The 12,547-nt window shown below is 60.7% G+C and carries 13 protein-coding genes; 9 read left to right on the plus strand and 4 right to left on the minus strand.

Features of this window, described 5'->3' with window-relative positions; translation table 11 throughout:
- Nucleotides 1–69 precede the first annotated feature (69 nt).
- The 5 genes from rbfA to HV822_RS11650 all read left to right on the plus strand — a co-directional run bounded on the left by rbfA (nt 70) and on the right by HV822_RS11650 (nt 5,491).
- Nucleotides 70–456 (plus strand): 30S ribosome-binding factor RbfA, encoded by a 387-nt coding sequence (rbfA, locus tag HV822_RS11630; RefSeq protein ID WP_238870178.1) that lies wholly within the window; start codon nt 70–72, stop codon nt 454–456.
- Between the two features lie 3 nt (nt 457–459).
- Nucleotides 460–1,380 carry a tRNA pseudouridine(55) synthase TruB gene (gene truB / locus HV822_RS11635; protein ID WP_238870179.1) on the plus strand — a complete coding sequence of 307 codons (921 nt, stop codon included), beginning with the start codon at nt 460–462 and terminating at the stop codon, nt 1,378–1,380.
- A gap of 192 nt (nt 1,381–1,572) precedes the next feature.
- A complete protein-coding gene (gene rpsO, locus HV822_RS11640; RefSeq protein ID WP_083726848.1) occupies nt 1,573–1,842 on the plus strand; it encodes a 30S ribosomal protein S15 in 270 nt (89 codons plus the stop codon).
- An 87-nt stretch (nt 1,843–1,929) separates the two neighbouring features.
- A complete protein-coding gene (gene pnp / locus HV822_RS11645; RefSeq protein ID WP_238870181.1) occupies nt 1,930–4,038 on the plus strand; it encodes a polyribonucleotide nucleotidyltransferase in 2,109 nt (702 codons plus the stop codon).
- 121 nt (nt 4,039–4,159) lie between these two features.
- On the plus strand, nt 4,160–5,491 hold the full coding sequence (locus tag HV822_RS11650; protein ID WP_396264818.1) for an IS4 family transposase: 1,332 nt from the start codon (nt 4,160–4,162) through the stop codon (nt 5,489–5,491).
- A gap of 44 nt (nt 5,492–5,535) precedes the next feature.
- Here HV822_RS11650 and HV822_RS11655 read toward each other — a convergent pair whose 3' ends face one another.
- Nucleotides 5,536–6,510, minus strand: coding sequence for an HAD family hydrolase (locus tag HV822_RS11655; RefSeq protein ID WP_238870183.1), 975 nt, complete (start codon nt 6,508–6,510; stop codon nt 5,536–5,538).
- A gap of 143 nt (nt 6,511–6,653) precedes the next feature.
- On the opposite strand from HV822_RS11655, the gene HV822_RS11660 reads away from it, so the two are divergent.
- A complete protein-coding gene (locus tag HV822_RS11660; protein ID WP_238870185.1) occupies nt 6,654–8,351 on the plus strand; it encodes a hypothetical protein in 1,698 nt (565 codons plus the stop codon).
- Between the two features lie 187 nt (nt 8,352–8,538).
- A complete protein-coding gene (locus HV822_RS11665; protein ID WP_238870187.1) occupies nt 8,539–9,027 on the plus strand; it encodes a DsbA family protein in 489 nt (162 codons plus the stop codon).
- A gap of 41 nt (nt 9,028–9,068) precedes the next feature.
- On the opposite strand, the gene HV822_RS11670 is transcribed toward HV822_RS11665, so the two are convergent.
- Nucleotides 9,069–9,263, minus strand: coding sequence for a hypothetical protein (locus HV822_RS11670; protein ID WP_238870189.1), 195 nt, complete (start codon nt 9,261–9,263; stop codon nt 9,069–9,071).
- Nucleotides 9,264–9,787: 524 nt separating this feature from the next.
- On the opposite strand from HV822_RS11670, the gene HV822_RS11675 reads away from it, so the two are divergent.
- On the plus strand, nt 9,788–10,699 hold the full coding sequence (locus HV822_RS11675) for a LysR family transcriptional regulator (RefSeq protein WP_238870190.1): 912 nt from the start codon (nt 9,788–9,790) through the stop codon (nt 10,697–10,699).
- Nucleotides 10,696–11,298: a GNAT family N-acetyltransferase gene (locus HV822_RS11680; protein WP_238870191.1), complete on the plus strand. Its 603-nt coding sequence runs from the start codon at nt 10,696–10,698 to the stop codon at nt 11,296–11,298. Before HV822_RS11675 ends, HV822_RS11680 begins: the two co-directional genes overlap by 4 nt.
- Here the strand turns inward: HV822_RS11680 and HV822_RS11685 are convergent.
- Together HV822_RS11685 and HV822_RS11690 are read right to left on the minus strand one after the other, a co-directional pair.
- Nucleotides 11,283–12,038 (minus strand): siderophore-interacting protein, encoded by a 756-nt coding sequence (locus tag HV822_RS11685; protein ID WP_238870192.1) that lies wholly within the window; start codon nt 12,036–12,038, stop codon nt 11,283–11,285. The two genes, HV822_RS11680 and HV822_RS11685, sit on opposite strands and share 16 nt — an antisense overlap.
- Nucleotides 12,039–12,052: 14 nt before the next feature.
- Nucleotides 12,053–12,496: a MarR family winged helix-turn-helix transcriptional regulator gene (locus HV822_RS11690; protein WP_238870193.1), complete on the minus strand. Its 444-nt coding sequence runs from the start codon at nt 12,494–12,496 to the stop codon at nt 12,053–12,055.
- Between the last annotated feature and the right edge of the window lie 51 nt (nt 12,497–12,547).

The following is a 12,547-nucleotide window of genomic DNA, read 5'->3' on the forward strand; positions in this document are numbered from 1 at the left end:
TCCGCCTGATATATGCGACAAACTCCGGTCTGCCTGGCAGCCCGGAGTTTGTTGCTTGAGATGGTTACTATGGCAAAAGAATACAGTCGTACCCAGCGGGTGGCAGATCAGATGCAGCGCGAACTGGCGCAGCTGATCCAGCGTGAGGTGCGTGACCCGCGTTTGGGCATGGTTACCGTGACGGCGGTTGAAGTCAGTCGCGACATGTCCCATGCCAAGGTGTTTATCACCTTGATGAACCGCGATAGCGCGGAAGACATCGCGCTCAATCTGGATATCCTCAAGGACGCGTCGGGCTACCTGCGCATGCTGCTGGGCCGTACCATGAAGTTGCGGACCATTCCGAGCCTGCACTTTCAGTACGACGAGAGCATTCGCCGCGGTGCGCACCTGTCCTCGTTGATCGAGCGCGCGGTAGCGGAAGATCGCCAGCACGGCGACGGCGACAAGGAGTAACGGGTGGCCGGAGCGAAGAGCAAGCGCCGTGCGATTGACGGCATCCTGATTTTCGACAAGCCCCTGGGCATGAGCTCCAACGCGGCCCTGCAAAAGGTGCGCTGGTTGTTCAATGCCGCCAAAGGTGGGCACACCGGTAGTCTTGACCCCCTGGCCACCGGCGTGCTGCCGCTGTGCCTGGGCGAGGCAACCAAGTTCTCCCAATACCTGCTCGATGCCGACAAGGCCTACATCACCGAAGCGCGCCTGGGTATGACCACGGCGACCGGTGATGCCGAGGGCGACGTGCTGGAGATGAAGCCGGTCAGCGTGACGCTAGCCGACGTCGAGGCGCTGTTGCCGCGCTTTACCGGCGAGATCGAGCAGGTGCCGCCGATGTACTCGGCGCTCAAGCACGAAGGTCAGCCGCTGTACAAGCTGGCCCGTGCCGGTGAAACCATCGAGCGCAAGGCACGTACCATCACCATCAGCGATCTGAAGGTGCTTGGGCTTGAAGGCGATCGCCTGCAGCTGGAAGTGCATTGCAGCAAAGGCACCTATATTCGCAGCCTGGTTGAGGATATCGGCGCAGCGCTGGGCTGCGGCGCCCACGTTGCGGCGCTGCGCCGCATCAAGGCCGGGCCCTTTGATCTGACCCAATCGGTTACCCTTGAAGCCCTGGAGACGTTGCACGCCGAGGGCGGCGCCGAAGCGCTGGATCACCTGCTGCTGCCGATGGACAGCGGGCTGGAAGACTGGCCGGTGCTGGATCTTACCGAGCAGACTGCCTACTACCTGAATCACGGCCAGGCCGTACGGGTGCCGGGCAGTCCGGCCTTTGGCAAGGTGCGTTTGCGCGATGCCAGCGGCCGTTTTCTGGGTATTGGCGAGATGACGGATGATGCACGCGTGGCACCGAAGCGCCTGCTGCGTTTCGAGCCCTGACGAGTGGTCGCCTGCAGCGCAGGCGACAATGCAGAATTGGGCTGAATCCCCGGTCATTCGGGAGTATGATTCGGCGTTGGAGTTGACCCGATAACGGGTCACCACGAGGGTGGCTGTCAACAGGCACGGTCATGCCTCGATTTAAAACACGGGAGAACTGCTCCCGGCCTGTTACCTCAGAGGAAATACGAGATGTCACTGAGTGTTGAAGAAAAAGCTGCAATCGTTGCCGAGTACAAGCGCGGTGAGGGTGATACCGGTTCTCCGGAAGTCCAGGTAGCTCTGTTGACTGCAAACATCAACAAGCTGCAAGGCCACTTCAAGGACAACAAGAAGGATCACCACTCCCGTCGTGGTCTGATTCGCATGGTTAACCAGCGCCGCAAGCTGCTGGACTACCTGAAGTCGAAAGACCTGTCTCGTTACAGCGCTTTGATCAGCAGTCTGGGTCTGCGTCGCTAAGACCAGCTCCGTTTGGACATGGCCGGGTCCGATTCCCGGCCATGCCCAGAGTTTCCCCCAAAGGCAAAAGAAGAGAGAGAAGACACCGTGAAACCGGTAATCAAGCAATTCAAGTTAGGCAACAGCACCGTTACCATGGAAACAGGCCGCATTGCTCGCCAGGCTTCCGGTGCCGTTCTGGTCAGCATCGACAACGCTGTCAGCGTTCTGGTCACCGTCGTGGCCGCCAAGCAGCCCGAAGCTGGTCGTGATTTCTTCCCTCTGTCTGTGCACTACATCGAGAAGACCTACGCCGCTGGCCGTATCCCCGGTGGTTTCTTCAAGCGTGAAGGCCGTCCCTCCGAGAAAGAGACCCTGACCTCGCGCCTGATCGACCGTCCGATCCGCCCGCTGTTCGCTGAAGGCTTCATGAACGAAGTGCAGGTTGTCTGCACCGTAGTGTCCACCGACAAGACCACCGACCCGGACATCGCTGCGATGATCGGTACCTCCGCTGCTCTGGCTATCTCCGGCGTGCCGTTTGGCGGCCCGATTGGCGCAGCCCGTGTTGCCTTCGACGATCAGCGCGGTTACGTGCTGAATCCGAACTACGAAGAGCTGGCCACCTCCCGTCTGGACATGGTTGTTGCTGGTACCGAAGAAGCGGTACTGATGGTTGAGTCCGAGGCACAGGAACTGACCGAAGACCAGATGCTGGGCGCCGTACTGTTTGCTCACATGGAGTTCCAGGGCGCGATCGCTGCCATCAAGGAATTCGCTGCCGAAGCTGGCAAGCCGGCTTGGGACTGGCAGGCACCTGCTGAAAACACCGCACTGATCAATGCCATCAAGGGCGAGTTTGGTGCTGGCATCGCTGACGCCTACACCATCGTCAACAAGCAGGAGCGTTACACTCGCCTGGGCGAGCTGCGTGACCAGGCTGTTGCTGCGCTGTCCGGCGAAGAAGAAGGCAAGTTCGCTGCCGGTGAAGTCAAAGACGTATTCGGCGAGATCGAATACCGCACCGTTCGCGAGAGCATTGTTAACGGCAACCCGCGTATCGACGGTCGTGACACCAAGACTGTCCGCCCGCTGAACATCGAAGTTGGCGTGCTGGACCGCACTCACGGTTCCGCCCTGTTCACCCGTGGTGAAACACAGGCGCTGGTTGTTACTACCCTGGGTACTGCCCGTGACTCTCAGCTGCTGGACATGCTGGAAGGCGAGCGCAAAGAGCCCTTCATGTTCCACTACAACTTCCCTCCCTACTCGGTAGGTGAGTGTGGTCGTATGGGCGGTACTGGCCGTCGCGAAATCGGTCACGGCCGTCTTGCCCGTCGCGGTGTGCAGGCTGTTATGCCCGACATGGAGCAGTTCCCTTACTCCATCCGCGTGGTGTCTGAAATCACCGAATCCAACGGTTCCAGCTCCATGGCTTCGGTCTGCGGCGCCTCTCTGGCGCTGATGGATGCTGGTGTACCGCTGAAGGCACCGGTTGCCGGTATCGCCATGGGTCTGGTTAAAGAAGGCGAGAAATTCGCCGTACTGACCGACATCCTGGGTGACGAAGATCACCTGGGCGACATGGACTTCAAGGTTGCCGGTACCGAGAAGGGTGTTACTGCACTGCAGATGGACATCAAGATCAACGGCATCACCGAAGAGATCATGGAAATCGCTCTGGGTCAGGCGCACGAAGCGCGTCTGCACATCCTCAAGCAGATGAACGAAGTGCTGCCTGAGTCGCGCAAGGAAATCTCTTCCAATGCGCCGACCATGCTGAGCATGAAGATCGACCCCGAGAAGATCCGCGACGTGATCGGCAAGGGCGGCGCGACCATCCGTGGCATCTGCGACGAGACTGGCGCGTCCATCGACATCACCGACGACGGCATGGTCAAGATCTTCGCTGCCAGCAAAGATGCCGCCAACGCTGCCAAGGCGCGCGTTGACGCTATCACTGCAGAGGCGGAGATCGGCAAGGTCTACACCGGTAAGGTCGAGCGTATTGTCGACTTCGGTGCCTTCGTCAACATCCTGCCGGGCAAGGACGGTCTGGTGCACATCTCGCAGATCGCCAACGAGCGCATCGAGAAAGTGACCGACGTGCTGCAGGAAGGTCAGGAAGTGAAGGTGCTGGTGCTGGACGTGGATAACCGCGGCCGTATCAAGCTGTCCATGAAGGACGTTGAAGCTGCCGAGACCAGCGGGGTTTGATATCCCGCTGTGCAGGCATAGAAAACCCGCCAAACGGCGTAATGCTGTTCACTTAAGCATTTGAGTCCATGGCGGGGTTTCTAGAAAATCCGATATCAGTCCTCTGGTATCGGATTTTTTTATGCCCATTCAGCAGCAATTGCTCGACCTCGGCGAGCTCTTCAACTTCTCTGACCTCAGCACCTTCACTCAGAACATCCCTGTTGAATGGGTTGCGAGCGCGCTCAATTTATCGGCGCAAGCCACCATCAGGCGTCGGCGCCTACCCAGTGACCAAGTACTTTGGCTGGTGCTGGGTATGGCCCTGTTTCGCGACGAGCCAGTGCATGAGGTTGCTAGGCGACTGAACATTTGCGCCCAAGGTTTGGCCTCTGATCAGTTGCTGGCTCGAAGCGGCGTAACTGAAGCACGTAAGCGCTTGGGGGCAGATCCGGTTGAGCACCTGTTCCGCCAGACCGCCAAGCAATGGGGATGCGAGCGATACGAAGGCGATGACTGGAAAGGGTTGCAGGTATTCGCGGTGGATGGCGCACTGCTGCGAACCCCCGACTCGCCCGAGTTGAGGGAGCACTTTGGCTCTGGCAACACAGGTACTGAACGCCAAACGCCTTTTCCGATGCTACGGCTCGTTGCCTTGATGAACGTACGCTCACACGTGATCCTGGATGCCCAACTCAGCCCGTATCGCGGCAGCGAAATGCGCTTGGCCGAGACCTTCCTGAGTCAGATTCCGGACAACTCAGTCACATTGTTCGATAAAGGCTTCTGGGGCGCTGATCTGCTGCTAAGCGTGGTGGATGGAGGCAACAATCGGCATTGGCTGACGCCAGCCCGCAAGAACGTCGTGATGGAGGAAGTCGAGCGTTATAGCGAATACGATCGCCGTGTTCGGATGAAAGTCTCACCTCAGGCCCGCAAGCGGAACCCTAGTCTACCTACGCATTGGGAGGTACGAGAGGTCAGCTATAAAAGCCATGGGAACATCAGGTCACTGCTCACCTCGTTGCCAGTCGAGGGCTACAGCGCAAAGGCCGTCGCTGAGCTGTACTTGGAGCGCTGGGAGATTGAACTCGGCTTTCGCGACATCAAAAGCTCGATGCAGCAGAACGCGGTAACACTGCGAAGCAAGAAGGTTGAGCTGGTTTACCAGGAGGTCTGGGGGCTGTTGCTGGCATACAACATCATTCGGCGAGAGGCTAGTCAAGCGGCTGTGGCCTTTGGTCGAGCACCCTCGGACATACGCTTCAAACCGGCCTGTCAGTACATCGCCGTCCAGCTCATCGTCATGGCTGCAGCGAATCCGGTATCGGCAACAGGTAGAAGGCTATCGGAGCTGCGCGGCGGGGTCGGAGGGTTATTTTTGGATCACCGCCCAAGGCCAGCAAGACCAAGGACGGTGAAGATTTCCAAAACCCGCTACCCGGTAAATCGCAAGGCTGCTCCGCTTAAGTGAACAGCATTACGGCTTAGGCCGGGTTTTTTTATGTCCGTGACGGGCTATTCGGGGAAGACGCGCTGCCAGTCCTGCTTCATATCGACCACGACCCAGCCGCGCTGCGGCGCCTGGTCCAGTGCCTCGCTCAGTTTGCCAACACTGGACTCGCGGTCATACGCCCATTCGCGCTCGGCGTCGGTGTGATGGATGATCACGCCAAGACGCGGGCCAGCACCTGCGGTGGTCCATTGCAGCATCTGCAGGTCGCCATCGGAATTGCCGAAGGCGGCAATCGGCCGGCGACCGATGTGCTGGCTGATGCCGATCGGCTTGCCTTCCTTGTCGTCGTTGAACTCCAGGGTGCCTTCGTGGACTACCCGGGCGCTATCGTCGCTCAGCTCAAAACGCTTGGCGACGCGGCTGCCAACCACGCGCTCGGGCGGGATGCCGTACACCGCCTCGGTCCAGGGGCGCATGAAATCGATGCCGCCGCCGGAGACGATAAAGTTCTTGAAGCCGTTGCTCTCCAGATAAGTCAGCAACTCCCGCATCGGCTGGTAGGTCATCTTGCTGTAGGGCTTGTTGGTCGCCGGGTGGCGCGCCGTCTGCATCCAGTCTCGCACCACCTGGTCGAAGGTGTCGGTGTCCAGCTCGGCCTGGCTGGCGCGGACCAGCTTGATGGCGGCATCGTGACTTGAGCCGAAGGCGCTGGCGATATCGCCCTTGAGCATTGAGGCAAAGGGTTCTTCGGTTTGCCATTCGGGGTGCTCTGACGCCAGGGCGCGGATGCGGTCGGCAACAAAGAACAGCTGCGGGTAGATTGGCTGTTCCGCCCAAAGTGTGCCGTCGTTGTCGAATACCGCGATGCGTTCGCTGGCGGGCACATGATTGGCTGATGCGGGATCGGTCACCTCGGTCACGAAGGCGATGATCCGCTGGCGTGCGGCAGTATCCTGCCAGGAGGGGAGCACCTCGCTGCTCTCGGCCATGCAGCCCATGCTGATTAGCAGCGTCAGCAGCGTAACTAGTCCTTTCATCTTGTTCTCTCGTCTGTGGGGCCGGTCTTGCTGCCGGCGTGTCACCACTCTAGCCGAGACGGTTGCACCGGCAAAGTAGCGGTTTGCCTTTGCTGCATCTGTGGTGGATGCTGTTGACTGAGTCTGCGAGCTAGGGAGCTGGAATGGACAGGAAGTCGCGTTTTGCCGCGTTGCTCGTCGTGCTGTGCACGGCGCTGTTTTTGCTGGGTTATCTGTGGGCAAACCAGCAGCGTCTGCAGGTGCCGGGTTATGGTTTTTTGCGTTCGCACGATGGCCTGCTTTCCGTGCGCTTTGATCGTCAGTTGCTGTGGCTGGATGCGGCAGGCAGCGTGCAGCAACAGCTTGACCTGAGCCGGGCAGGGCTGGTGCCGACGGGGGATCACGCCTTCTTCGCCAATGGTGATCTGCTGGTCTACCACCGCCCCAAAGAGGCTGGGGTCGGCTATTGGCTCGCGCGTTATCTGCGCTTGCAGAAACAGCAGCCGCGTCCGCAGCGGGAGCAGGAAGGGTTTTATCGCTGTGAGTTAGCGCAGCTGGCGTGTGCGCCGTATGGTCGTGCTTTGCCGGCGCTGGACAGTGCATTTCGCCTGGCAGTCGCCGCGGACGATACGGTATTTGTCGCGGATACCCCCGGCTTCGTGATTTACCGCCTGGCCGCCGGTGCTGCTACCCCTGAGCGGACAGCCGATGGATTGCTGCGTTTTCCCAACCAGCTCCGCCTGAGCGATGAGGGTTTGTGGGTTGCCGACACCAATAATCAGCGCTTACTGCTGCTGGGTGTTGAGGCGCCGTTTGGTGCGGTGCTGCGAGAGGTTGTCCTGAGCCCGCAGCAAGGCCGCAGCTGGCCCCATCAATTTGCCGTGCGTGGCAGTGAGTGGTTGGTGAATATGGCCGATGACAGCATGCGCGACGGGCTGCTGGTTCGCTTCAGTACGACCGGTGCGGCGATCGGTGTGCTGGCTGCTGATGCGCTTGTCGATCCGCTCGCAATTGAGCCGCTGGCGGATCAGCTCTGGGTCGTCGACGCTGAAGCCGGGCGCCTGCTGCGGCTGGACCAGGAGGGCGCACTGATGCCGCAGCCTGTCAGTGGCGTGCTGGCTGAGCTGGAACAGCAAGCCGCGTATTCGCGCGAGGGTTATCTGTGGGCAGGGAGGGTGTCACTGGCAGGCATGGTGCTGTCATTGCTCGCAGGGTTCCTGGCCGCGTGGTTGCTGGAGCGCGAGCAAACCCGCGCCCAGTTTGCTGGTTGGTCGGGGCGCGGGTTGGCTGCGCTGGTGGCTGCGGAGCCAACGCCGATTCCGGGTGGCGGCGTGTATTGGTTGACCAATCGCTTGCAGCGACGGGTGCGCTGGCTGATGCCGGCCATGGCGTTGGTGGCGATCGCGCTGGTCTATGTGCTGATACAGGTTCTGCTGTTGGGCGGCGCCTGGCAGGTGCAGCTGCAGATGTTGGCGCTCACGCTGTACGCGATGCTGGCGTTGGGGTTGGTGACGAGAGATTTTCTTGCTGCGGCTCGGCAGCGCCTTGGGGTCTCTGATGAGGCGTTGCTGCTGGAGGTGCAGGGTCGGCTGAGCCGAGTGCCGCTGAGTCAGATTCGCTACAGCCGCAGCCACTTGCTCGCGCCTGATCAGGTGTTGTTTGTCGGTCAGCAGGGGCATACCGTTTTTGACCGCAAGGAGCTGGAGCAGCTGCTGTTTCCTCGTCTGCGCTTAGCCTCGCCGTGCGCTCCCTGGGTTGTCTGGAAGGCACTTTGGCACACTCGGCATTCGCAGGCTGTGGTGTTGGCCGTTCTGCTCCCTGTTACAGTCGGGCTGATGCTGTCCTTGCGTCTGCTTGACTGAGCAGGCTGCCGATAAAACAACAAAAAGCAGGTGTCGATGATGGAAACGGTTGACGTGTACTGGTCGTTCAGAAGCCCCTATTCCTACCTGGCTACGCCGGACATGCTCGCGCTGCAGCGCGACTATCCGCTAAAGGTCAATTTGCGAGTGGTCTTGCCGATTGCGCTGCGCAGTCCGGAGCTCCTGTTTGGCGAGCAGAGCGCCAAGCGCGCGCTATATCGTGCTCGATTGGGCCCGTCGCGCGCAGTTTCTCGGTTTGCCACATGCTTGGCCGTCGCCCGATCCAATCGTGCAGGATCGTCAGACCCTGCGCGTGGCTGAGGAGCAGCCCTACATCTATCGGCTCAGCGCGCTTGGTGTCGAGGCGCAGCGGCGCGGGCGTGGCTGCGAGTTTGCTGCGCAGGTTGCGCGCCTGATCTGGGGCGGTACCGCGGGCTGGGACCAGGGCGGGCTGCTGGCGGATGCGGTGGCGCGTGCCGGCCTGGATCTTGCTGAGTTGGACGCGGCCATTGCCGACGGTGATCAGCTGGCAGAGATCGAGGCCAATCAGCAGGCCCTTGAGCGTGCCGGCCACTGGGGCGTACCAACCTTCGTCTTTCGCAATGAGCCGTTCTTCGGGCAGGACAGGGTTGAGACCTTGCGCTGGCGGCTGGATAGCGCCGGGCTCAAGGCGTGAGTGCGGCAGCCTGCTCCGTTGGGCAGGCTGCGCGACCCTGGTTACGCCTTGGTCTGGTCTTCGGCGGGCAGGTTGGCCTGCGCTTGCGCCTCAATCAGATCCTGAAAGTAGTCGGCGGTGCTTTGGCTGGTGGTGCGGTCGTTCGCGCTGAGCGCGCGCTGGCGGCTGTCGTCTGCCTGTGCGAGCGGGGTGGAGGCAAGGAATGAGGCAACAATCAGTGCAGAAAGATTCTTCATGGTGACGTCTCCAAATGGTGAGCTTGGCCCTGGTAGCAGCGTATACTCGGGAAATATTTTGAAACTGTTTCCGTCGTGTCTGGCTTTCTGATCCTTGGGGGTAACGCTTATCCCTGATAACAAGGCCGTTGAACGTACTATATGGGAGCGTCAGAGTGTCGCAGTAGCTCGGATTTCGATGACACATAATTTCCATATTGGAAACGAATGTGCCTTGCGTTGGGCTCAGCCGGCGCCGTCTTCGGCGTGCGCTGCTGCGCTGGCCAGAAGCAGGCCGGCAAGGGACAGGCAGGGAACGCTTTTCATGCGGCTTGCGCCGGTTGATTGAAGCGCGGATGAGTGATGTGCTGTCGCCGGTACCAGTGTCTCTACTGTTGCACTTCTGCGCTTAAAGTAAATTCCGTGCGTTCGCTCTGTTGCGCTGGTGTCAGGTGTTTTTGGGTGAATTGTGAGTCGGCGGTAGTCCGTGACCGCCTGATTAACTGTTTCTATTTTGGGAGCTATTGGCGGGTGCAATGCAGGATATGAACGATCTGTTGTGCTTCGCCCGAGTGGTTCGCTTCGGTGGCTTTGCTGCCGCCGAACGGGCGACCGGCGAGCGCAAGTCCAAACTCAGCAAGCGTGTGGCCCGGCTGGAGCTGCACTTCGGCGCTCGGCTGATCGAACGCTCCACCCGCAGCTTTCGGGTGACGGATCTTGGCCGCGAGTTGTATCGCGAGTGTGAGGTAATCCTGCAGCGGCTGGAGGCGACCGAGGCGCTGGCGATGAGTGCGCGCGGTGAGGTGTCTGGTACGGTACGGGTGAGCATGCCCTCCGGCATGTTGGAGTATCTGGGCCGCGACACCCTGGTTGACTTCATGGCCCGCTACCCGGAGGTGCGTCTGCAGGTGCGGTTGTCCAGCCAGCGGGTTGATCTGATCAATGAGCGGATTGATGTCGCCTTTCGGGTGGCGACCCGCTTCGATACCGATCAGTCGCTGGCCATGCGCTCGCTTGGGGTCGGTGCGCGGATTCTCGCCGCTAGCCCCAGGTTGCTGCAGCGCATGGGTGGCGCTCCCGTGCAGTTGGAGGATTTAAGCCGCTTTCCGACCCTGTCGGTTGGCGAGATGCTGGAGCGGGATCGCTGGGAGTTTGCCAACGACGCGGGAGAGACCTGCGATCACCATCACGCCCCGCACTTCAGTTGCGGTGACCTGCAGCTGATCTGTGAGGCGGCGGTAGCCGGGCAAGGGGTGGTACTGCTGCCGCAGCGTATCTGCGAGCCAGAGATCAGGGCCGGGCGGCTGGTGCATATCCTGCCCCAATGGCACGCCCTTGAAGGCCAGATTCATATGGTCTTTACCACGCCGCGTGGCATGTTGCCGCCAGTGCGTGCTTTTATTGATCACTGCGTCGAGACCTTGGCGCAGCGAGGCGGACGGGGGAGTCAGGCATGACGCAGTGGTTACAGGAACTTACGCTCGAGACAGATCTGGCATTGCTGCGGCCCTTGCGCCGCGAGGACGCGGCAGCATTGGTGGCAGCGGCCAGTGACGGACGGCTCTGGGAGTTGTGGTTCACTCAAGTGCCGGATGCTGACAGTGTTACTGGCTACATTGAGTATGCGCTGAGTGAGCAGGCCGCTGGCAGAGCATTGCCCTTTGTGGTGGTGGAGCGCGCCAGCGGCGAAATTCTGGGTACCACGCGCATGTGTAACGCCGATAGCGTGAACCGTCGGCTGGAAATTGGTTACACCTGGTACGCGTCGCGTTGCCAGCGCTCGGCGCTCAACACCCAGTGCAAACTGGCGCTGATGCAACACGCCTTTGATGCGTTGGGCTGTATCGCGGTTGAGCTGCGTACCCACTGGCATAACCATCGCTCGCGCGCGGCGATTGCGCGGCTGGGCGCCAAGCAAGACGGGGTGTTGCGCAATCACCGTATCGAGGCGGACGGGGCACGGCGCGACACGGTGGTCTTTTCCATTCTCGACAGCGAATGGCCCTCGGTGCGCAAGGCGTTACTGCATCGCCTGGCCCGTCACGCCGAGCGCTGATCGGCCTGCTCGGCGTCGGCACGTTTGGCCAGTTTGTGCTGGTCTTCGCTGACGCCGTGTTTCCAGTAGCTGGAAATGTAGGTGTCGCTGCGCGCCACCTCTCGCTCTTCGCGCAGAAATTGGCGCAGCGCGCGCATGCTGCCAAACTCGCAGGCGGCCCATACCTGAACCCTGCCCGGTGACCAGTCAAGCTGACGAATGCGCTCGACCAGCGGGTGGGTCTCGTTAGCAGGGTGACTGTTGACCAGCCAGATCAGCTCTATACCCGCTGGCACCTGCAGTGGCTGGATGTCGGCTTCATCGAGTATCTCCAGTACTGCCACACCGCGGGCGTCTTGCGGCAGGCTTTCCAGGTTGACGCTGATGGCCGGCAGCGCGGTCATGTCGCCGGCAATAAGGTACCAGTCCGGCCCCTCATGCAGCGGCTTGCGCGGGCCCGGGCCGCCGACCAGGATGCTGTCGCCCGGCTGGCAATCGCTGGCCCAGCGCGATGCCGGGCCGCCGTCGTCATGCAGGACAAAGTCGACATCAATCTCGTGCTCGCGCTGCGCGCGCACGGTGTAGGTGCGCATCCGTTGCGGGCGCTCGGCGGTGGCGGGGAAGATCAGTTTGATATAGGCGCCGGGCTGGTCGTCCGGGAAAGCCTGCATGCCGTCGCCGCCCAGGGTAACGCGCAGCATGTTGCGGCTGACCGGCTGTTTGCCAATGACGTGCAGGGTGCGTGGAGTGGGTCTGGCCATGGTGGAGTCTCCAATCAGTTGTCTGGTGGCAGGTCGCCTTCCAGGTTCTGGGTCATATGCCAGGCAATGCGGATAAAGTGCTCGACCTCTTCTTGGGTCAGGTCACGGGTCATGCGTGTCAGCGTTTGCTGCTCAAGCTCTTGAACGCGCTGCATCATTGCCTCCCCTGCCGGGGTTGCTTGCAGCAACTGGCTGCGTTTGTCGGCGGGGTTGCGCAGCCTGAGGATCAGGCCGCTGTCGAACAGGTCGTTCAATACGCGGGTGATCTGCGCCTTGTCGCGGCGCATGCGCTGGGCGATGCGTTGAGCGGTGCAGCCATCGATGTAGCAGACCGCCTTGAGTGCGCGAACATGGGTAACAGGTAATGGCAGTTCGGCTTGGCGAATGGTTTGTGCCATATGGCCACGGTAGGCATGGGCGACCTGCTGAAGGGCATGGCTGAGTGATGGGCGCTGCATTCGTATGGGCTCTAATACGTTGACAGTGTCAACCATATTCTATTTTGGTTG

This window comes from Halopseudomonas maritima, assembly GCF_021545785.1.
Taxonomy (GTDB): Bacteria; Pseudomonadota; Gammaproteobacteria; order Pseudomonadales; family Pseudomonadaceae; genus Halopseudomonas; species Halopseudomonas maritima.

Coding starts and splice junctions, on each gene's coding strand:
- HV822_RS11685 (WP_238870192.1), bottom strand. CDS start 12,038: ATGGCCAGACCCACTCCACGCACCCTGCACGTCATTGGCAAACAGCCG.
- HV822_RS11675 (WP_238870190.1), top strand. CDS start 9,788: ATGAACGATCTGTTGTGCTTCGCCCGAGTGGTTCGCTTCGGTGGCTTT.
- HV822_RS11650 (WP_396264818.1), top strand. CDS start 4,160: ATGCCCATTCAGCAGCAATTGCTCGACCTCGGCGAGCTCTTCAACTTC.
- rpsO (WP_083726848.1), top strand. CDS start 1,573: ATGTCACTGAGTGTTGAAGAAAAAGCTGCAATCGTTGCCGAGTACAAG.
- HV822_RS11690 (WP_238870193.1), bottom strand. CDS start 12,496: ATGCAGCGCCCATCACTCAGCCATGCCCTTCAGCAGGTCGCCCATGCC.
- HV822_RS11670 (WP_238870189.1), bottom strand. CDS start 9,263: ATGAAGAATCTTTCTGCACTGATTGTTGCCTCATTCCTTGCCTCCACC.
- rbfA (WP_238870178.1), top strand. CDS start 70: ATGGCAAAAGAATACAGTCGTACCCAGCGGGTGGCAGATCAGATGCAG.
- HV822_RS11660 (WP_238870185.1), top strand. CDS start 6,654: ATGGACAGGAAGTCGCGTTTTGCCGCGTTGCTCGTCGTGCTGTGCACG.
- HV822_RS11655 (WP_238870183.1), bottom strand. CDS start 6,510: ATGAAAGGACTAGTTACGCTGCTGACGCTGCTAATCAGCATGGGCTGC.
- HV822_RS11680 (WP_238870191.1), top strand. CDS start 10,696: ATGACGCAGTGGTTACAGGAACTTACGCTCGAGACAGATCTGGCATTG.